Annotated in this window: 31 protein-coding genes; 28 read left to right on the forward strand and 3 right to left on the reverse strand. The window is 39.1% G+C overall.

Translation table 11 applies throughout. The features are described from left to right. Positions 1–22: 22 nt before the first annotated feature. Positions 23–1,081, reverse strand: coding sequence for a PQQ-dependent sugar dehydrogenase (locus tag BFS30_RS12570; RefSeq protein WP_208603053.1), 1,059 nt, complete (start codon positions 1,079–1,081; stop codon positions 23–25). A gap of 146 nt (positions 1,082–1,227) precedes the next feature. After that, the gene (locus BFS30_RS12575; protein WP_069379624.1) at positions 1,228–1,869 is read right to left on the reverse strand and encodes a hypothetical protein; all 642 of its coding nucleotides are present in this window, start codon (positions 1,867–1,869) and stop codon (positions 1,228–1,230) included. Between the two features lie 77 nt (positions 1,870–1,946). Here BFS30_RS12575 and BFS30_RS12580 point away from each other — a divergent pair, with 77 nt between their 5' ends. From BFS30_RS12580 to rpsJ, 5 genes are all read left to right on the forward strand, one after another. After that, the gene (locus BFS30_RS12580; protein WP_069379625.1) at positions 1,947–2,165 is read left to right on the forward strand and encodes a VF530 family DNA-binding protein; all 219 of its coding nucleotides are present in this window, start codon (positions 1,947–1,949) and stop codon (positions 2,163–2,165) included. Positions 2,166–2,474: 309 nt separating this feature from the next. Beyond that, positions 2,475–2,888, forward strand: a complete 414-nt coding sequence (gene rpsL, locus BFS30_RS12585) for a 30S ribosomal protein S12 (RefSeq protein ID WP_008244597.1) — start codon at positions 2,475–2,477, stop codon at positions 2,886–2,888. A 16-nt stretch (positions 2,889–2,904) separates the two neighbouring features. Continuing rightward, positions 2,905–3,372: a 30S ribosomal protein S7 gene (rpsG, locus tag BFS30_RS12590; protein WP_008244596.1), complete on the forward strand. Its 468-nt coding sequence runs from the start codon at positions 2,905–2,907 to the stop codon at positions 3,370–3,372. 17 nt (positions 3,373–3,389) lie between these two features. Next, a complete protein-coding gene (gene fusA / locus BFS30_RS12595; RefSeq protein WP_069379626.1) occupies positions 3,390–5,504 on the forward strand; it encodes an elongation factor G in 2,115 nt (704 codons plus the stop codon). Between the two features lie 59 nt (positions 5,505–5,563). Then, positions 5,564–5,869, forward strand: a complete 306-nt coding sequence (rpsJ, locus tag BFS30_RS12600) for a 30S ribosomal protein S10 (protein WP_008244591.1) — start codon at positions 5,564–5,566, stop codon at positions 5,867–5,869. Positions 5,870–5,942: 73 nt separating this feature from the next. Here the strand turns inward: rpsJ and BFS30_RS12605 are convergent, their stop codons facing one another. Continuing rightward, positions 5,943–6,551 carry a hypothetical protein gene (locus BFS30_RS12605; protein WP_069379627.1) on the reverse strand — a complete coding sequence of 203 codons (609 nt, stop codon included), beginning with the start codon at positions 6,549–6,551 and terminating at the stop codon, positions 5,943–5,945. 154 nt (positions 6,552–6,705) lie between these two features. Here BFS30_RS12605 and BFS30_RS12610 point away from each other — a divergent pair, with 154 nt between their 5' ends. The 23 genes from BFS30_RS12610 to secY all read left to right on the forward strand — a co-directional run bounded on the left by BFS30_RS12610 (position 6,706) and on the right by secY (position 18,618). After that, a complete protein-coding gene (locus BFS30_RS12610; protein ID WP_069379628.1) occupies positions 6,706–7,542 on the forward strand; it encodes a sulfite exporter TauE/SafE family protein in 837 nt (278 codons plus the stop codon). Beyond that, positions 7,539–7,934, forward strand: a complete 396-nt coding sequence (locus tag BFS30_RS12615; protein ID WP_069379629.1) for a DUF1634 domain-containing protein — start codon at positions 7,539–7,541, stop codon at positions 7,932–7,934. Before BFS30_RS12610 ends, BFS30_RS12615 begins: the two co-directional genes overlap by 4 nt. A 181-nt stretch (positions 7,935–8,115) precedes the next feature. Next, a complete protein-coding gene (gene rplC / locus BFS30_RS12620) occupies positions 8,116–8,733 on the forward strand; it encodes a 50S ribosomal protein L3 (RefSeq protein ID WP_069379630.1) in 618 nt (205 codons plus the stop codon). Positions 8,734–8,737: 4 nt separating this feature from the next. Beyond that, positions 8,738–9,367 carry a 50S ribosomal protein L4 gene (gene rplD / locus BFS30_RS12625; RefSeq protein ID WP_069379631.1) on the forward strand — a complete coding sequence of 210 codons (630 nt, stop codon included), beginning with the start codon at positions 8,738–8,740 and terminating at the stop codon, positions 9,365–9,367. Between the two features lies 1 nt (position 9,368). Then, positions 9,369–9,659 (forward strand): 50S ribosomal protein L23, encoded by a 291-nt coding sequence (rplW, locus tag BFS30_RS12630; protein ID WP_069379632.1) that lies wholly within the window; start codon positions 9,369–9,371, stop codon positions 9,657–9,659. A 23-nt stretch (positions 9,660–9,682) separates the two neighbouring features. Then, positions 9,683–10,507, forward strand: a complete 825-nt coding sequence (gene rplB / locus BFS30_RS12635; RefSeq protein WP_069379633.1) for a 50S ribosomal protein L2 — start codon at positions 9,683–9,685, stop codon at positions 10,505–10,507. Then, positions 10,507–10,773, forward strand: a complete 267-nt coding sequence (gene rpsS / locus BFS30_RS12640; protein WP_069379634.1) for a 30S ribosomal protein S19 — start codon at positions 10,507–10,509, stop codon at positions 10,771–10,773. The genes rplB and rpsS overlap by 1 nt, the downstream gene beginning before the upstream one ends. 7 nt (positions 10,774–10,780) lie before the next feature. Then, positions 10,781–11,143, forward strand: coding sequence for a 50S ribosomal protein L22 (gene rplV / locus BFS30_RS12645; RefSeq protein ID WP_055130479.1), 363 nt, complete (start codon positions 10,781–10,783; stop codon positions 11,141–11,143). A 5-nt stretch (positions 11,144–11,148) separates the two neighbouring features. Continuing rightward, positions 11,149–11,997, forward strand: a complete 849-nt coding sequence (rpsC, locus tag BFS30_RS12650) for a 30S ribosomal protein S3 (RefSeq protein WP_069379635.1) — start codon at positions 11,149–11,151, stop codon at positions 11,995–11,997. A gap of 38 nt (positions 11,998–12,035) precedes the next feature. Then, positions 12,036–12,458 (forward strand): 50S ribosomal protein L16, encoded by a 423-nt coding sequence (gene rplP, locus BFS30_RS12655; protein ID WP_008244578.1) that lies wholly within the window; start codon positions 12,036–12,038, stop codon positions 12,456–12,458. Between the two features lie 74 nt (positions 12,459–12,532). Next, positions 12,533–12,742 carry a 50S ribosomal protein L29 gene (gene rpmC, locus BFS30_RS12660; RefSeq protein ID WP_069379636.1) on the forward strand — a complete coding sequence of 70 codons (210 nt, stop codon included), beginning with the start codon at positions 12,533–12,535 and terminating at the stop codon, positions 12,740–12,742. Between the two features lie 13 nt (positions 12,743–12,755). Beyond that, a complete protein-coding gene (gene rpsQ, locus BFS30_RS12665) occupies positions 12,756–13,010 on the forward strand; it encodes a 30S ribosomal protein S17 (RefSeq protein WP_048907439.1) in 255 nt (84 codons plus the stop codon). 1 nt (position 13,011) lies between these two features. After that, positions 13,012–13,380: a 50S ribosomal protein L14 gene (rplN, locus tag BFS30_RS12670; RefSeq protein WP_062550431.1), complete on the forward strand. Its 369-nt coding sequence runs from the start codon at positions 13,012–13,014 to the stop codon at positions 13,378–13,380. Position 13,381: 1 nt separating this feature from the next. Beyond that, positions 13,382–13,720 (forward strand): 50S ribosomal protein L24, encoded by a 339-nt coding sequence (gene rplX / locus BFS30_RS12675; RefSeq protein ID WP_069379637.1) that lies wholly within the window; start codon positions 13,382–13,384, stop codon positions 13,718–13,720. Further along, entirely contained in the window at positions 13,720–14,289 is a 570-nt protein-coding gene (rplE, locus tag BFS30_RS12680) for a 50S ribosomal protein L5 (RefSeq protein WP_069379638.1), read from the forward strand. The genes rplX and rplE overlap by 1 nt, the downstream gene beginning before the upstream one ends. Beyond that, positions 14,289–14,558 (forward strand): 30S ribosomal protein S14, encoded by a 270-nt coding sequence (gene rpsN, locus BFS30_RS12685; RefSeq protein WP_055130472.1) that lies wholly within the window; start codon positions 14,289–14,291, stop codon positions 14,556–14,558. The genes rplE and rpsN overlap by 1 nt, the downstream gene beginning before the upstream one ends. A 112-nt stretch (positions 14,559–14,670) precedes the next feature. Beyond that, positions 14,671–15,069: a 30S ribosomal protein S8 gene (rpsH, locus tag BFS30_RS12690; protein WP_069379639.1), complete on the forward strand. Its 399-nt coding sequence runs from the start codon at positions 14,671–14,673 to the stop codon at positions 15,067–15,069. 18 nt (positions 15,070–15,087) lie between these two features. Next, on the forward strand, positions 15,088–15,645 hold the full coding sequence (gene rplF, locus BFS30_RS12695) for a 50S ribosomal protein L6 (protein ID WP_069379640.1): 558 nt from the start codon (positions 15,088–15,090) through the stop codon (positions 15,643–15,645). After that, positions 15,642–16,004: a 50S ribosomal protein L18 gene (rplR, locus tag BFS30_RS12700; protein WP_420488423.1), complete on the forward strand. Its 363-nt coding sequence runs from the start codon at positions 15,642–15,644 to the stop codon at positions 16,002–16,004. Before rplF ends, rplR begins: the two co-directional genes overlap by 4 nt. Positions 16,005–16,022: 18 nt before the next feature. Next, positions 16,023–16,541 carry a 30S ribosomal protein S5 gene (gene rpsE, locus BFS30_RS12705; RefSeq protein WP_008244566.1) on the forward strand — a complete coding sequence of 173 codons (519 nt, stop codon included), beginning with the start codon at positions 16,023–16,025 and terminating at the stop codon, positions 16,539–16,541. 4 nt (positions 16,542–16,545) lie between these two features. Next, positions 16,546–16,725, forward strand: a complete 180-nt coding sequence (gene rpmD, locus BFS30_RS12710) for a 50S ribosomal protein L30 (RefSeq protein WP_062550424.1) — start codon at positions 16,546–16,548, stop codon at positions 16,723–16,725. Positions 16,726–16,833: 108 nt separating this feature from the next. Continuing rightward, positions 16,834–17,280 (forward strand): 50S ribosomal protein L15, encoded by a 447-nt coding sequence (gene rplO, locus BFS30_RS12715; protein WP_069379642.1) that lies wholly within the window; start codon positions 16,834–16,836, stop codon positions 17,278–17,280. A gap of 3 nt (positions 17,281–17,283) precedes the next feature. Further along, positions 17,284–18,618, forward strand: a complete 1,335-nt coding sequence (gene secY / locus BFS30_RS12720; RefSeq protein WP_069379643.1) for a preprotein translocase subunit SecY — start codon at positions 17,284–17,286, stop codon at positions 18,616–18,618. Positions 18,619–18,621 lie beyond the last annotated feature (3 nt).

The following is an 18,621-nucleotide window of genomic DNA, read 5'->3' on the forward strand; positions in this document are numbered from 1 at the left end:
ACAATATTCTGATCTAAAAATATTAGTTTTTATAGGAGATTCGGTAAACCAGGTTAGCAAAATCATCTGATACCAGAATCGACCCATCCGGCAATTGAAGGATATCCACAGGACGTCCCCATGCTTTTCCACCTTTTAGCCAGCCCGTGGCAAAAGGCTCATAGCTCAGGACTTTATTGCCATCAAGCTTGACCAGCATCAGGCGATAGCCAGATGGTTCCTTGCGGTTCCATGATCCATGTTCAGGAATTAAGATCTGATTTTTATAGATCTTGGGAAACATATCACCAGTATAGAATTTCATGCCCAATGCGGCTACGTGTGCGCCGAGCTTTTGTTGTGGAGCGCTGAAATTTTTAGGGTCTTTCCCCTTTCCGAATTCAGGATCTAAGATGTCTCCTGCATGTACAAAAGGATAGCCAAAATGCATTCCGGCCTTTTCAGCACGGTTTAACTCATCTGCAGGAATGTCCTCGCCAAGCATGTCTCTTCCATTATCTGTAAACCATAATTCTTTGGTCAGGGGATTCCAGTCGAAACCAACAGAGTTCCGTACCCCGTTGGCAAAAACCTCAAGAGCTGTTCCGTCCGGGTTCATGCGGAGTATGGAGGCATATCTGTTGTCTTTATCCGTATTGTCACAGATATTGCAGGGTGCTCCGATTGGAAAGTAAAGCTTTCCATCGGGCCCAAAACCCAGGTATTTCCAGCCATGGTGGGTCTCTTTAGGAAGCTTATCATATACCAATACCGGTTTTGGAGGATTGGAAAGATGATCTTCTATCTGATCAAAGCGCCATATCCTGCTAACCTCAGCTACATATAAACTGCCATCTTTGAAGGCGATTCCATTTGGCATATCTTTCAATCCTTGCGCAATGATATAGGTTTTTTCCGCTACCCCATCCTTATCTTCATCTACTAAAGCATAGACCTTGTTGCCATCCCGATTACCAACAAACACGGTTCCGTTGCTACCTAATGCCATAGAACGGGCATTGTCTACCTTGCTATAAACAGCTATATGGAAGCCCTCTGGTAATTTGATATCCTTAAGTCTGGGTTCTTCGGATTTTTCCATAGGTCGGTTACAGGTTACTGCCATTAATGGAATGCAAAAAAGCATTGTTAAGATAGGGGGTAGACTTTTCATGACTGTAGGAGTTTTGATACTGAGTGATAACCCGTTAATTGTAATAATTGTTTGATTCGGAAGAAGACTTGTTATTAACGGGCTTTGAAGAAACTCTCTTTAAGCTTTTCCGGATCAATCGTTGCTTCCGTGGCATCAAGACGGATCAACCAGCCTTTTTGTTTTAGTAAGGCGATGTCCTCTTTGGCCACAGAAAGATCTTTTCCTTTGATGCGCTCATGGTAAATAATGGCCTCTTTAGGTTCTACATTTGCAGGAGTGTGAAATAAGATCTCGAGTTTGAATTTCGGCCAGATCTGGATATCCCCAAGCTGTGCAGAGTAGATCTTTTTCGTTGAATTTGCAGGTACGATCGCTGCAAATTCCCCTTTGTAGTGATCTCCTTTTTCTGTGGTCAGGCTGGCCAGTAGCTGAAATGAACTTTCATTAACTAAATGAAAATGCGCAACTGAACTGCTGTGCTGATCGGTAATCAGTGCCAAATAAATCCCTTCTTTTATAAATTGGGTTTCAGGTATGACGATTGTCTGACGGTTCGAAACAATATCATTGTCTGGAATTTCACCATGAACGAGGGTGACTTTCCTGGCTTGAACAGGAATTTCAAAATCATTGGAATCGGTTACCCCTATGGTGTCTTTATCTATGATTCTGGTAATGTATCCTTCTATGTTTTCGTCTACAAAACGAACAAAATCTCCTAATTTGAATTGCATCTGTTATGGATTAAATAAAACTGAATAGAACAAATTTAATCATTAGAGCCGGAAATTCTTCTTAATTTTGCAGTATGATGGGAGCAGAACAACCAAATAATCCATTACATGGTAAAACACTGGAGTTTATTGTTAAACAGCTGGTATGGCATTATGGATGGCCGGAATTGGGACTATTGGTTCGCATTGATTGTTTTCAGAACAATCCAAGTCTGAAGTCAAGTTTGAAATTTCTGCGTAAAACGGATTGGGCGAGGAAAAAAGTGGAAAAACTTTATCTGAATACATTTCACTAAAAATAATTTTCATTTATAAATGTCATAAAATGAACTATGGTCCTGATTTCTGGATGGACCGCAAGGTTTATATCCATAAAACGGAAGCGGATTATTTAGGCTTCGGAATTATTTTAACCCCATAAGATCTTAATTTTACCTGTTTTTCACTGACATAGCTTTACCTTGATGATGAGTTGACTTTGTCCTGTTTCCGCTGAATTATTTTTATGTTAACCCCTTGATTTATAAAATGTATTGTCTTACCTTTGCAGTCCCTTATTATAGGGGTAAAGTTTTTAAACATTAATAGAAAACAAAAAAAGAACAATGCCAACCATTCAACAATTAGTTAGAAAAGGTAGAGTAGCACTGGAGTTCAAGAGTAAGTCTCCGGCGTTGGACAGCTGTCCACAGCGAAGAGGTGTATGTACGCGTGTATATACCACTACCCCTAAAAAACCAAACTCAGCAATGCGTAAAGTTGCCCGTGTACGTTTAACCAATGGTAAAGAGGTGAATGCCTATATTCCAGGTGAAGGTCACAATTTACAGGAGCACTCCATTGTATTGATCCGTGGTGGTCGTGTTAAAGATTTGCCAGGTGTACGTTATCACATCATCCGTGGAGCATTAGATACTTCAGGAGTTGCTGGTCGTAACCAACGTCGTTCAAAATATGGTACTAAACGTCCTAAGCCAGGACAAGTAGCTGCGGCACCAACAAAAGGTAAAAAGAAATAATTAGGAGGAAAAACAAATGAGAAAGTCAAAACCAAAAAAGAGAATTATCCTTCCTGATCCAAAATTTAACGATGTTCAGGTGACAAGGTTCGTAAACAATATGATGTATGATGGAAAAAAATCCATCGCATATGATATTTTTTATGATGCTGTAGAACTAGCTGAGAAAAAAGCTGGTGAGAACGGATTAGAAGTATGGAAACGTGCTTTAACAAATGTAATGCCTGCTGTTGAGGTTAAATCTCGTCGTGTAGGTGGTGCAAATTTCCAGGTACCTACAGAGGTAAGACCTGACCGTAAAATTGCTTTAGGCATGAAATGGTTAATTTCTTACGCTCGTAAACGTGGAGAAAAAACAATGAAGGAGAAATTAGCAGGTGAAATCGTTTCAGCAGCTAAAGGTGAAGGTGCAGCAGTGAAGAAAAAAGAAGATACGCATAAAATGGCTGAGGCTAACAAAGCGTTCTCTCATTTCCGTTTCTAATTATACAGAATCATAAAATGTCAAGAGATTTAAAATTTACAAGAAATATTGGAATCGCGGCTCACATTGATGCGGGTAAAACCACAACAACTGAGCGTATCCTTTATTACGCCGGAGTAAATCACAAAATTGGTGAGGTACACGAAGGTGCGTCTACGATGGACTGGATGGTACAAGAAGCGGAACGTGGGATAACCATCACCTCTGCTGCAACAACCGTTTTCTGGCCTTACCGTGGTAACAAATATCAGGTAAACGTTATTGATACTCCTGGACACGTGGATTTTACCGTAGAGGTAAACCGTTCACTTCGTGTTTTGGATGGATTGGTATTCTTATTTTCAGCTGTTGATGGTGTTGAGCCTCAATCTGAAACTAACTGGCGTTTAGCTAACAACTATGCAGTTCCACGTATCGGTTTCGTTAACAAAATGGACCGTTCAGGAGCTGACTTCTTAAAAGTTGTTAAACAAGTAAGAGACATGCTGGGTAGCCATGCAGTTCCTTTGCAGTTACCAATTGGTGCAGAAGATAGCTTTACTGGCGTTGTTGATTTGATCAATAACCGTGGTATCGTTTGGAATGAGCATGATAAAGGAATGACCTTTACTGAAGTTCCAATTCCTGCTGACATGGAGGCTGAAGTTGCAGAATGGAGAGAGAATTTATTAGAAGCTGTAGCTGACTACGATGAGTCATTAATGGAGAAATTCTTTGATGATCCTAACTCAATCACTGAGCGTGAGATTCTTGATGCATTGCGTAAAGCAACTTTAGATGCGAAAATCGTTCCTATGGTTTGCGGTTCATCTTTCAAAAATAAAGGTGTTCAAACCATGTTGGATTTGGTTATGGAATTATTGCCTTCACCAATGGATGTGGACGGTATCACTGGTACTAACCCTGATACTGGTGCTGAAGTAACTCGTCAACCAGATGTAAATGAGCCGTTTGCAGCTTTAGCGTTTAAAATTGCAACCGATCCTTTCGTAGGTCGTTTGTGCTTTATCCGTGTTTACTCAGGTAACTTAGAAGCTGGTTCATACGTATATAATGCACGTTCTGAAAACAAAGAGCGTATTTCCCGTATCTTCCAAATGCATGCTAACAAGCAAAATCCAATTCCTAATGTAGGTGCTGGTGATATTGCTGCGGTAGTAGGATTTAAAGATATCAAAACAGGTGATACACTTTGTGATGAGAAACACCCAATCATTCTGGAATCTATGGATTTCCCTGAGCCGGTTATCGGTTTAGCTATTGAGCCTAAAACTCAAGCTGATATTGATAAATTAGGTATGGGATTATCTAAACTAGCTGAAGAAGATCCTACATTTAGAGTTCAAACTGACGAGGAAACTGGTCAGACTGTAATCTCTGGTATGGGTGAGCTTCACTTAGATATCTTAATTGACCGCTTAAGACGTGAGTTTAAAGTTGAGGTTAATCAAGGTGCGCCGCAAGTTGCTTATAAAGAGGCAATTCACGGATCGGTTCAACATCGTGAGACTTATAAAAAACAATCAGGTGGTCGTGGTAAATTCGCAGATATCCAGGTTGTTATTTCTCCAATCGATGCTGATTTTGAAAAAGGTGGTTTACAATTTGTAAATGAAATTACAGGTGGTTCAATCCCTCGTGAGTTTATCCCTTCTGTAGAGAAAGGATTTGCAGCATCTATGGCTAATGGAGTATTGGCTGGATACCCACTTCCGGACATGAAAGTTCGCTTAATTGATGGTTCATTCCACGCAGTCGATTCAGATGCTTTGTCATTCGAACTTGCTGCTAAAATGGCTTATCGTGAAGCATTACCAAAATGTAACCCTGTATTGATGGAGCCAATCATGAAAATCGAGATCTTAACCCCTGAAGAAAACATGGGTGATGTAATCGGTGACATGAACCGTCGTCGTGGTCAGCTTTTAGGTATGGATACACGTAATGGATCTCAGGTAATTAAAGCTACTGTGCCTCTTTCTGAAATGTTTGGTTATGTAACTCAGTTACGTACCATCACTTCTGGTCGTGCAACTTCAACTATGGAGTTTGATCACTACGAGCCAGCACCAAGAAACGTACAGGATGAAGTAGTTGCTAAATCAAAAGGCAGAATTAAATCCGCAGAATAATAATAAATCGGCGGCCGGTTATTAATAGCTCTAACCGGCTGCCATAATACATAAATAAGATGAGCCAAAGAATCAGAATCAAATTAAAATCTTACGATTACAACTTGGTAGATAAATCTGCTGAGAAAATCGTTAAGACTGTTAAACCTACGGGTGCAGTAGTTAGCGGACCAATTCCGTTGCCTACAGAAAAGAAAATCTTCACTGTTTTACGTTCACCACACGTGAATAAAAAAGCACGTGAGCAGTTTCAGTTATGTGCTTACAAACGTTTGTTAGATATTTATAGCTCTAACTCTAAAACAGTTGATGCTTTAATGAAACTTGAATTACCTAGCGGTGTTGAAGTTGAAATCAAAGTTTAACTATATAGACGGTTAACATAAAAAAGCCTTCCTGATTATTCAGGAAGGCTTTTTTATGTAATAAGAGGTCTGTTTATCTACCTCTATTTTTTAATTCATCAAGTTTATTGCGTTCATCCTGCAACTCTCTGGCCAACTTCTTTTCCTTGTCATTGGCCTTCATTTTATAACTTTGGTATTCCTGGGAAATCTCTTCATATAAAGAACTTCTGTAGTTGGCTTCATGAATATGTTTAGCTGATCTGAGGATCACAATTGCTAACGCTGCTGCCAGTACCAGGATCAGGCTCCATACAATTACATTGTAATTGCTCTTCGTAAAAGAAATGCCAAGAAAGCTGATCTCATTTAATTTAGCATTAGATGTGGCTAAAGAGCTTTCTGTTCCGGAAATTTGTCCTTTTAATGTGGCAATGGTTTTTTCTTGTTCGGCAAGTTTTGACTTTACAGTGCTCAGTTGCCTGCGGTTGGTGTTTAGTGAATCTGCTACACTTTTCCAAAGTCCGGCAAGTCTGCTTGGATTAATCAGCTTGTAGCCATTAATGGTTTTCGATTTTGAAAGCATGAATTCGTATTGGCCCCGAAGACCAGGGGCAGCTTTCGCACTGTCTGCTGGAATTTGTGATTGTGCGTTTAGATTTAATAGGAGAACGGCTATGATTGCGAATATCAGTTTTTTCATAAAGTGCTGTTTTTTAATAGGATATTTCTGTTTTTAAAGGTAATTAATCTGAGTTTTGTGGTGTTTGAAGGCTCATGATGGCGGCATGATATTTAATTTAACATTCATATTGTAATTTTATTGTGTTCAGGTTATAGATAGTATATTTGCGGCAATGTCGGTATTACTATTCACAATTATAGTTTTAGCAGGAGCTTTTTTAGCTGGATTGGTTGGTTCGCTGACTGGTTTAGGGGGTGGGGTAATTATCATTCCATTGCTTACACTGGTACTTGGCGTGGATATTCATTACGCCATCGGCGCTTCTATTGTGTCTGTAATTGCGACTTCTTCAGGTTCGGCCGCCGCCTATGTAAAAGAAGGAATTACGAATATCAGGATCGGAATGTTCCTTGAGATGGCGACAACAATCAGTGCGATTATCGGTGCTGTAGTGACGGTATATCTTGATCCGAGCTATATTGCTGTTATTTTTGGTTTAATCCTCTTGTTTTCGGCTGCAATGATGATCGTAAAGAAACTAGACCGTTCCGATAATGATACTTCGGGAAAACTTGCAATGTTTTTTAAGCTAAATGGGACTTATCCCACGGAAGAGGGAGTGAAAAAGTATGCAGTCCACCGCGTACTTGGCGGATTTATCATGATGTTTTTTGCAGGCATTATTTCGGGTTTGCTGGGGATTGGATCAGGGGCATTGAAGGTAATTGCAATGGATAATATCATGAGAATTCCCTTTAAAGTTTCTACTACTACCAGTAATTTTATGATGGGGGTTACGGCTGCTGCAAGTGCAATAGTATACCTTCACCGCGGACAAATAGACCCGGGGATTGCGATGCCCGTAACTATAGGAGTGCTTTGTGGGGCTACTTTAGGATCAAAGATTCTGGTGAAAACCAAAACGGATAAATTGAAAGTAGTATTTGCGGCGGTCGTTACCTTTCTTGCGCTGCAAATGATTTATAATGGCTTATCAGGTAAATTATGAGTTCAGATAAGAGAAATTTCTTTGCAGACCGCGACATTCAGGTCATTCTGGGTACCTTGTTAAGGGTAGGGGTTATTGCATCTATGTCTGTGGTGATGATCGGAGGATTGCTTTATTTGTTCTCAGACCATGCGGTACTGATTGATTACCGTAATTTTAATCCAGATAAGTCTGGATTCTCTTCTATCCCTGCTATTCTAATCGGATTAAAAGATCTGGATTCAAAAGCGATCATTCAATTTGGTACATTGCTGTTGATTTTTACCCCCGTAGCCAGGGTTGTTTTTTCTATATTTAGTTTCCTTATTGAGCGTGATTACTTGTACGTTTTGATTGGTTTGTTCGTTTTATCTATAATCTTGTATAGCCTGAGTGACAAGTTAGTCGGATAAAAAGTTACTTATCTGAGTCCATTCCCCTTCGCGGAAAAAAATAGCGTTTATTTGAAAAAATAATTAGCTAACTATTTGAAAATTAAGATTTCTTTCGTATTTTTGCCGTCCCTTAAAGGGAATTGTATCCACCTTGAACGAAGCCCTACTGCTTCGATGGGTGTTAATTTAAAAAAAGAAAATGTCAGGTATTATTGGAAAAAAAGTAGGAATGACCAGCATTTTCGACGCCGATGGAAAGAACATTCCATGTACGGTGATCGAAGCTGGGCCTTGTGTAGTAACACAGGTAAAGACCGCAGAGAAAGACGGTTACGTTTCAGTTCAGTTAGGTTTCGACGAAGCCAAAGAGAAGAACACTACCCAGCCTCTTAAAGGCCACTTTGCGAAAGCAAACACTACCCCAAAACGTAAATTGGTTGAATTTGAACCGTTCGAAGAATCGTTGAACTTAGGTGATACGGTAACGGTAAATATCTTCAGCGAAGGTGATTTTGTGGATGTTGTAGGTACTTCAAAAGGTAAAGGTTTCCAGGGTGTTGTAAAACGTCATGGTTTCGGTGGTGTTGGTGGACAAACTCACGGACAGCATAACAGAATGCGTGCGCCAGGTTCATTAGGTGCTGCATCTTATCCTGCACGTGTATTTAAAGGTATGCGTATGGCGGGTAGAATGGGTGGTGACAGAGTGAAAATTCAAAACTTACAAGTTTTGAAAGTTTATGCTGATCAAAACCTTGTTGTAGTTAGTGGTTCCATTCCAGGAGCTAAGGGTTCTTACGTAATCTTAGATAAGTAAGCAGATGGAAGTTAAAGTATTAAACATTTCAGGAAAAGAGACAGGTGCCAAGGTGCAACTTCCTGAGTCAGTATTTGGCATTACGCCTGTTGACCACGCGATCTATTTAGATGTTAAACAGTATTTGGCTAATCAACGTCAAGGTACTCATAAGTCTAAACAACGTAACGAAATCGCTGGTTCAACCCGTAAACTATACAAACAAAAAGGTACTGGTGGTGCTCGTGCCGGAAGTATTAAATCTCCATTGTTCAATGGTGGTGGTCGCGTGTTTGGTCCTCAGCCACGTGATTATAGTTTCAAATTGAATAAAAAATTAAAGCAACTAGCTCGTAAATCAGCATTGACTTACAAAGCTCAGGATAACAACGTTGTTGTTTTAGAAGACTTTAGTTTTGATTCAATCAAAACTAAAAACTACATCAATTTAGTTAGCGCTTTAAATTTAGCTGGCGAAAAGACATTGTTGGTTTTACCTTCACAAAATAACAATATCTATTTATCAAGCAGAAACATCCAGAAAGCGAAAGTGATTACTGCAGATCAGTTGAATACATATGATGTATTAAACTGTGGCAAGCTTTTGTTTACTGCTGATTCTCTTAAAACATTGGAGGAGGCATTTGCCAAGTAATATGGAATTTTTAAAGAAACCAATATTAACAGAAAAAGCTTCTGCATTAACAGAAAAGTCTAACCGCTTTACTTTTAGAGTAGAACACAAAGCAAATAAATTGCAGATTAAGCAAGCCATAGAGAAAATGTACAACGTTAACATTTTAGCCATTAATACAATGGTTGTAAATGGTAAAATGAAGTCCAGAAACACTAAAGGTGGTTTAGTTACGGGTCGTAGCCCAAAATACAAGAAAGCGATTGTTACACTGGCAGCAGGCGAGACAATTGATTATTACGCGAATATTTAATAAGAATTGAATAATTTATAACTATGGGCTTAAGAAAATTTAAACCAGTCACTCCGGGAACCCGCTTTAGAGTAGGTGCCAGCTTTACGGAGATTACAGCAACCAAGCCCGAAAAATCATTGGTTGTATCTTCTAAAAAATCGGGAGGACGTAACAATACAGGAAAGATGACTATGCGCTACATGGGTGGTGGTCACAAAAAATCTTACCGTTTAATTGACTTTAAACGTGATAAGTTTGATATTCCTGCAACAGTAGCTACTGTTGAGTACGATCCAAACCGTACTGCTCGTATTGCACTATTGCATTACGTAGATGGTGAGAAGCGTTACATTATTGCACCGGAAGGATTGCAAGTAGGACAAACAGTAGTTTCGGGTGATACAGCTACTCCAGAAGTAGGAAATACATTGAAATTAGCTAACATTCCATTGGGTTCAATTGTACATAACATTGAAATCCAACCAGGACGTGGAGCACAAATGGCACGTAGTGCTGGTGCTTATGCTCAATTGGCAGCACGTGACGGAAAGTATGCAACTGTTAAAATGCCTTCAGGTGAAGTAAGATCTATCTTAGTTACTTGTTTAGCAACTATCGGTGCAGTTTCTAACTCGGATCATGCAAATGAAGTATTAGGTAAAGCAGGTCGTAAACGTTGGTTAGGACGTCGTCCTAGAACGCGTCCGGTAGCGATGAACCCAGTCGATCACCCAATGGGTGGTGGTGAGGGTCGCTCATCAGGAGGTCAGCCTCGCTCAAGAAACGGTATGTATGCTAAAGGATACAAAACCCGTTCACTTAAAAAATACTCAAATCGTTTCATCATAGAGAAAAGGAAGAAATAATGGCTCGTTCGATAAAAAAAGGACCTTATATTGACCATAACGTAGAGAAGAAAGTAGTATCTATGAATGATTCAGGCAAAAGGTCTGTAATTAAAACTTGGTCTCGCAGATCAATGATTTCACCAGATTTTGTGGGTCATACATTTGCAGTGCATAACGGTAATAAATTTATACCGGTATACGTAACAGAAAACATGGTTGGTCACAAGCTGGGAGAGTTTGCTCCAACCAGAACATTTAGGGGTCACTCTGAAAAGAAAAAATAATTAAGAGATGGAAGCAGTAGCGAAATTAAACAATTGTCCAACCTCACCACGTAAAATGCGTTTGGTTGTAGATCTTATCAGAGGTGAGCGTGTTGAGAAAGCTTTACATATTTTAAAGTTTACCAATAAAGATGCGGCAATAAGAGTTGAGAAACTATTATTATCAGCGATCAAAAACTGGGAAACTAAAAATGAAGGTTCTCGCCCTGAAGAAAACCAGTTATACGTGAAAACGATAATGGTAGGCGGTGGTCGTCAATTAAAAAGACTTAGACCAGCACCTCAAGGACGTGGTTACAGAATCCGTAAGCGTTCAAACCATGTAACTTTGGTAGTAGATAGTAAAAACGTTGAAACTCAAACTAATTAACAGAAATGGGACAAAAAGCACATCCAATAGGAAACAGGTTAGGGATCATCAAAGGTTGGGATTCTAACTGGTTCGGTGGCAACAACTATGCTGATAAATTAGTTGAGGACGAAAAAATAAGAAAATACCTTTCTGCACGTATCGCAAAAGGCGGTGTAGCTAAAGTGGTAATCGAACGTACGTTAAAACGTATTACGGTAACTATCCACACAGCTCGTCCGGGTATTGTGATCGGTAAAGCAGGAGCTGAGGTGGATAAGATCAAAGAAGAGTTGAAGAAATTGACTAAAAAGGAAATTCAAATCAACATTTTTGAGATCAAACGTCCTGAGCTTGATGCACAATTAGTTGCAGAAGGTGTTGCAAAACAATTAGAAGCAAGGATCTCATTCCGTAGAGCAATGAAATCTACTATTGCATCAACAATGCGTATGGGTGCTGAAGGTATCAAAATTATGACCTCTGGTCGTTTAGGTGGTGCTGAGATGGCTCGTAGCGAACAGTATAAAGAAGGAAGAATTCCTTTGCATACTTTCCGTGCTGACATTGACTATGCTTTAGCAGAAGCTTTAACTACTTATGGTAAAATAGGTGTTAAAGTATGGATCTGTAAAGGTGAAGTTTACGGTAAACGTGATCTTTCTCCAAACATCGGTGCTGTGAGCAATGCTCCAGGTAAAGGTGGCAGACCAGAAGGTGCTTTCGGTGGTGGAAGAGACAGAGATAACCGTGGCGGTGGCGACAGAAGAAACGACAATAAAGGTCGTGGCGGAAGAGGTCCAGGTCAAGGCGGTCCTGGTGCAGGAAGAGATAATAGAGGCGGAAATACTCCTAATAGAGGTCCTCGTAAATAATTAGTTAACAGATCGTTTAACGATAATATTAGAATAAGATGTTACAGCCAAAAAGAACGAAGTTCAGAAAGATGCAAAAAGGCAGAATGAAAGGTTTAGCAACTCGTGGTGCTGAATTATCATTCGGGTCTTTCGGGATCAAATCTTTAGAGTCGACTTGGATTACAAGTCGTCAGATAGAGGCAGCCCGTATTGCGGTAACTCGTTTCATGAAACGTGAAGGCCAGGTGTGGATTAGAATATTCCCGGACAAACCGGTAACTAAGAAACCAGCTGAGGTACGTATGGGTAAAGGTAAGGGTGCTCCAGAATACTGGGTTGCCGTTGTTAGACCCGGACGTATTATTTTTGAAGCCGAAGGTGTTCCTTTAGAAATTGCTAAAGAAGCAATGAGATTAGCGGCCCAAAAATTGCCGATCCAAACAAAATTTGTAGTACGTAGAGATTACGTAGAAGCATAAAAAAGCTCTTGGGTTGAATGTTGTAAGTAACTTGTTATTATAACCGCTAGACCCAAGGCATAAAAATTAATAAAATGAAGAACTCAGAAATCACAGGGCTTTCACAAGAAGAACTAGTAGCCAGGATTGCAGAAGAAACTGAAAACTTAGTAAAGTTAAGATTTGCACATACAATTTCGGCTATTGAGAATCCTACCCGTATCAAAAAGGTAAGAAGGGATATTGCCCGATTAAACACTGAAGTGACTAAGCGTAAAGCTCAGTCTGCTACTGAAACTAAATAACTTTAGAGTCGAAATGGAAAGACAATTAAGAAAAACAAGAACCGGGTTGGTGGTAAGCAACAAAATGGATAAATCTATTGTTGTAGCGGTAGAACGTAAAGTGAAACACCCGATCTATGGTAAGTTTGTTAAGAAAACTACCAAATTTATGGCTCATGACGAGAAAAACGATTGCGGTATTGGTGATACAGTACTGATCATGGAGACTCGTCCGCTGAGTAAAAACAAGAACTGGAGATTAGTTGAAATTTTAGAAAGGGCTAAATAAGATGGTACAACAGGAATCAAGATTAAACGTAGCCGACAATAGCGGCGCAAAAGAAGTATTGGTTATCCGTGTACTTGGTGGTACTGGAAAAAGATATGCTTCTATTGGTGACAAAATCGTTGTTACCGTTAAAAGTGCACTACCTTCCGGAAACATCAAAAAAGGAACCGTTTCTAAAGCAGTGGTTGTAAGAACAAGAAAAGAAATCAGACGTAAAGATGGTTCTTACATTCGTTTCGACGACAATGCAGCAGTATTATTAAATGCACAAGATGAGCCGCGTGGTACACGTATTTTCGGCCCGGTAGCAAGAGAACTGCGTGAAAAACAATTCATGAAAATTGTATCATTAGCACCGGAGGTATTATAAAATGAAAAATAAAGTAACTACACCAAAGATAAAAATCCGTAAAGGAGATTTAGTTAAGGTAATCGCTGGCGATTCAAAAGGCCAACAAGGTACAGTGCTTTCTGTATTAATTTCAAAAAGCAGAATCCTTGTAGAAGGTGTTAACCTTGTATCAAAACATACAAAACCAAATGCTGCTACTCCAAACGGAGGTATCATTAAAAAAGAGGCTGCTCTTCATATTTCTAACGTAGCATTAGTTGATCCTAAAACAGGTGCAACTACTCGCGTTGGCAGAAAGCTAAATGCTGATGGGAAATTAGTTAGGGTTAGTAAAAAATCAGGAGAGGAGATCAAATAATGACTTACGTACCAAGATTAAAAAGTAAATATAAAGAGGAAATTGTAACTGCACTTAAAGATAAGTTCAATTACAAAAGCGTAATGCAGGTTCCTAAGTTAGAGAAAATCTCTATCAACCAGGGTGTTGGACGTTTCTCTGTAACTGACAAAAAAATTATGGACAGCTCTATTTTAGAGATGACTACAATTACTGGTCAGCAAGCAGTTGGAGCAAAATCTAAAAAAGATATCTCAAACTTTAAATTACGTAAAGGTATGCCGGTTGGTGTACGTGTAACTTTGCGTGATAATAACATGTATGAGTTTTTAGATCGTTTAATTTCCGTAGCTTTACCTCGTATCCGTGATTTCAAAGGTATCAATGATAAAGGTTTTGATGGAAAAGGTAACTACACATTAGGTGTTACTGAGCAAATCATCTTCCCTGAGATCAACATCGACAAAATCAGCAAGATTTTAGGTATGGATATTACGTTTGTAACCAGCGCTACTACTGATGTTGAAGCATTGGAATTATTAAAACAATTTGGATTACCATTTAAAAACCAAAATAACACAAATTCATAATGGCAAAAGAAGGTGTAAAAGCTCGCGAAATTAAGCGCCAAAAACTGGTAGCTAAATATGCTGATAAACGTGCAGAACTTAAAGCTGCCGGTGATTATGAAGGATTAGATAAGTTACCAAAAAACTCATCTGCAGTACGTTTACACAATCGTTGTAAATTAACTGGACGTCCTCGTGGTTACATGCGTACTTTCGGTATATCAAGGGTATTGTTCCGTGATATGGCTTTAGCAGGTAAAATCCCTGGAGTAAGAAAAGCAAGCTGGTAAAACAGCTTTCTTTATGCCAAGGGATTTTCCCGAGGCTGGAAACAAAAAATTAACCGATGGCAGGTCGTCCCGAATACGATAGGAAGGAAACCACCGTCACAATTATATAAAAATGAATACAGATCCAATAGCAGATTATCTTACAAGAGTAAGAAATGCCATCAAGGCAAATCATAGAATTGTAGAAATTCCTGCATCAAACCTTAAAAAAGAAATCACTAAAGTTCTTTTTGACAAAGGTTACATTGCTAATTACAAGTTTGAGGACACTACGGCTCAAGGAACAATCAAAATCGCTTTGAAATACAATGCGATCACTAAGATCCCTGCAATCCGTACATTGACCCGTATCAGCAAACCAGGTTTAAGGCAATATGCCGGCGTAGAAAATATGCCAAGAGTATTAAACGGTTTAGGTATCGCAATCTTGTCTACATCTAAAGGTGTGATGACAGATAAAGAAGCAGCCAAACTAAACATTGGTGGCGAAGTTTTGTGTCACGTTTATTAATTAAAGGAGGATAGCAAAATGTCAAGAATAGGAAAAGCCCCAATTAATGTACCTGCAGGTGTAACGATTACAGTAGCTAAAGATAACTTGGTGACTGTTAAAGGACCTAAAGGAGAATTGACTCAAGCAGTTGATTCTGATATCACTGTAAGTCAGGAAGACGGAGTACTTACTGTATCCCGTCCCTCAGAGCAGAAAAGACACAAAGCATTGCACGGATTATACCGTTCATTGTTAAACAATATGGTTGTTGGTGTAACAGAAGGATATAAAATTTCTCAGGAATTAGTAGGTGTTGGTTACCGTGCTACAAACACAGGAAACACATTAGACTTAGTTCTGGGTTATTCTCACCACTATGTATTCCAATTACCGGAAGAAATTAAAGTAACAACAACATCTGAAAAAGGTCAGACTCCTAAAATCATTTTAGAAAGTATTGACAAACAATTGATCGGACAAGTAGCAGCGAAAATCCGCTCGTTACGTACTCCTGAGCCATATAAAGGTAAAGGTATCAAGTTTGTAGGTGAAGTGTTAAGAAGAAAAGCAGGTAAATCAGCTTCTAAAAAATAATCAAAATGGCAGGAAAAAAATTATCTCGTAGAGATCGTATAAAAAAAGGAATCAGAAAAAGATTAACAGGTTCTGAAAGCCGTCCACGTCTATCGGTATATAGAAGCAATAAAGGAATTTATGCTCAAATCATTAACGACGTAACCGGTAATACAATTGTATCAGCTTCGTCTTTATCAAAAGACTTTTCTGGAACTGGAAACAAATCTGAACAATCAGTAGCTGTAGGTAAATTAGTAGCTGAAAAAGCGATCGCAGCTGGTGTTAAAGAAGTAGTTTTCGATAGAAATGGCTATTTGTACCATGGACGTGTTAAATCGTTGGCAGAAGGTGCTCGCGAAGCTGGTTTAGTATTTTAATCTGAAAATAGGATAAGAATGTCAACTATCAATATAAAAAGAGTTAAGACTAGCGAGATCGAATTAAAAGATCGTTTAGTTAGCATACAACGTGTTGCCAAAGTAACTAAAGGTGGACGTACTTTCAGCTTCTCAGCCATCGTGGTTGTGGGAGATGAAAACGGAATCGTAGGTTACGGTTTAGGTAAAGCAAAAGAGGTAACTGAAGCAATTGCTAAAGGTATCGATGATGCTAAAAAGAACTTGGTAAAAGTTCCTCTGTTAAACGGTACTGTTCCTCATGAGCAAATCGGTAAATTCTCTGGTGGTTTTGTATTAATCAAACCAGCAGCAGTAGGTACAGGTGTTATTGCAGGTGGTGCAATGCGTGCAGTATTAGAGAGTGCCGGAGTACATAACGTATTGGCAAAGTCTAAAGGTTCATCAAATCCTCACAACGTGGTAAAAGCAACTGTTGATGCTTTAACTAAAATGCGCGATGCTTATACTGTCGCTCAGCAACGTGGTGTCGATTTAAATAAAGTTTTTAACGGATAATATTATGGCTAAGATCAAAATAACCCAGGTAAAAAGCATTATCGATAGAAGCGAACGCCAAAAAAGAACGATGAAAGCATTAGGTTTAACTAAAATGAACCAAAGTGTAGAAGTGGAAGCTAACGCTGCCATCATCGGAATGGTGAGAAAAGTGAATCACTTAGTTGCTATAGAGAGTATATAAATTTTTAAAGGTTGTAAATGTAGTTTATATAATTACATTTGCAACCTTTAAATATGTTTAATCGTTGCCCTGATTAGTGAAAGCGAAGGGCAGCACAAGTTTCAAAAAATGAACTTAAGTAATCTAAAACCTGCATCAGGTTCTACAAAAAACAGTAAGAGAATTGGTCGTGGTACCGGTTCGGGACGCGGTGGTACATCTACACGTGGACACAAAGGTGCTGGATCTCGTTCAGGTCATAAAACCAAAATTGGTTTTGAGGGTGGACAGATGCCATTACAACGTCGTGTACCTAAGGTAGGTTTCAAACCTATTAACCGTGTTGAATATGTAAGCGTTAACTTAGACGTATTACAAGGATTAGCAGAGAAATTTAGCTTAACTACAATTGATTTTGCTACATTGCAGGATCATGGTTTAGCTCATAAAAATGACCTTGTTAAAATTCTTGGTCGTGGTGAAGTTAAAACTAAGTTAGAAGTTAAAGCACATGCTTTTTCTGCAACCGCACAAAAAGCTATTGAGGCTGTTGGAGGCTCAATCGAAAAATTGTAATTAATGAAGAAGCTGTTTACTACTTTAAGTAATATTTGGAAAATTCAAGAATTGAAAGAGCGTATTGTATTTACGCTCATGATTCTTTTGGTTTATAGGTTTGTATCTCATGTGGTTCTTCCAGGTGTTGATGCAACTCTTTTAGGCAATAATGAGAAGTCTGGACTTTTGGGTCTCTTGGATATGTTTGCCGGAGGTTCGTTTTCACGGGTATCTATCCTTGCCTTGGGTGTTATGCCTTATATTTCTGCCTCAATTGTAGTTCAGCTATTAGGTATTGCTGTTCCTTCCTTCCAGAAAATGCAAAAGGAGGGTGAAAGTGGCAGGAAGAAACTAAATCAAATTACGCGTTACCTGACGGTAGCCATTACAGCTGTTCAGGCTGTAGGTTATGTTAAAACACAGGTTCCAGCAGAAGCAATCGTTATTGATCATGCTTTGTTTTATGTAATGGCAACATTCGTGTTGGCAGCAGGAACATTGTTTGTGATGTGGTTAGGTGAGAAAATCACCGATAAAGGTATTGGAAATGGTATTTCACTAATCATTATGGTTGGTATTATCGCCAGATTGCCAATCGCTTTATATCAGGAGGTTACTTCAAGATTTGTTGGCGCAGGCTTAATAGCCCTTGTTGTGGAAATCGTAGCCTTATTTGCAGTAGTGATGTTTACCATCATGATTGTTCAGGGTGTACGTAAAGTACCTGTTCAATATGCGAAAAGGATTGTGGGTAACAGACAATTTGGTGGGGTAAGACAGTACATTCCTTTAAAAGTGAATGCTGCCGGTGTAATGCCAATCATCTTTGCTCAGGCATTGATGTTTATCCCTGGATTTATTCCTCAGTTCTTCCCTTCATTGCAGAATACCTGGTTGGTTCAGTTCAGTGACTATACTTCATTAGCGTATAGCTTAACTTTTGGCTTTTTAATCATTGCGTTTACATTCTTTTATACTGCAATTACCGTTAACCCTACTCAAATGTCGGACGACATGAAGAAGAATGGTGGTTTCATTCCTGGTATCAAACCAGGTCTTGCTACTTCAAGCTTCATTGATGATGTAATTTCGAAGATCACCTTCCCAGGTGCTGTCTTCCTGGCTATCATTGCGATCCTTCCTTCTATAGCGGTTAAATTTGGTATCAAGTCGGAATTTGCCCATTTCTATGGTGGAACTTCCTTATTGATTCTGGTTGGTGTGGTATTGGATACTTTGCAACAGATCGAAAGTTATTTGTTAATGCGTCATTACGATGGTTTAATGAAAACAGGTAGAGTTACCGGCCGCACAGGAATTCCTGCTGCAGCAAGCGGTAGCAATGCGGTGATCTAAAAT

This window comes from Pedobacter steynii (genome assembly GCF_001721645.1).
Classification (GTDB): Bacteria; Bacteroidota; Bacteroidia; order Sphingobacteriales; family Sphingobacteriaceae; genus Pedobacter; species Pedobacter steynii_A.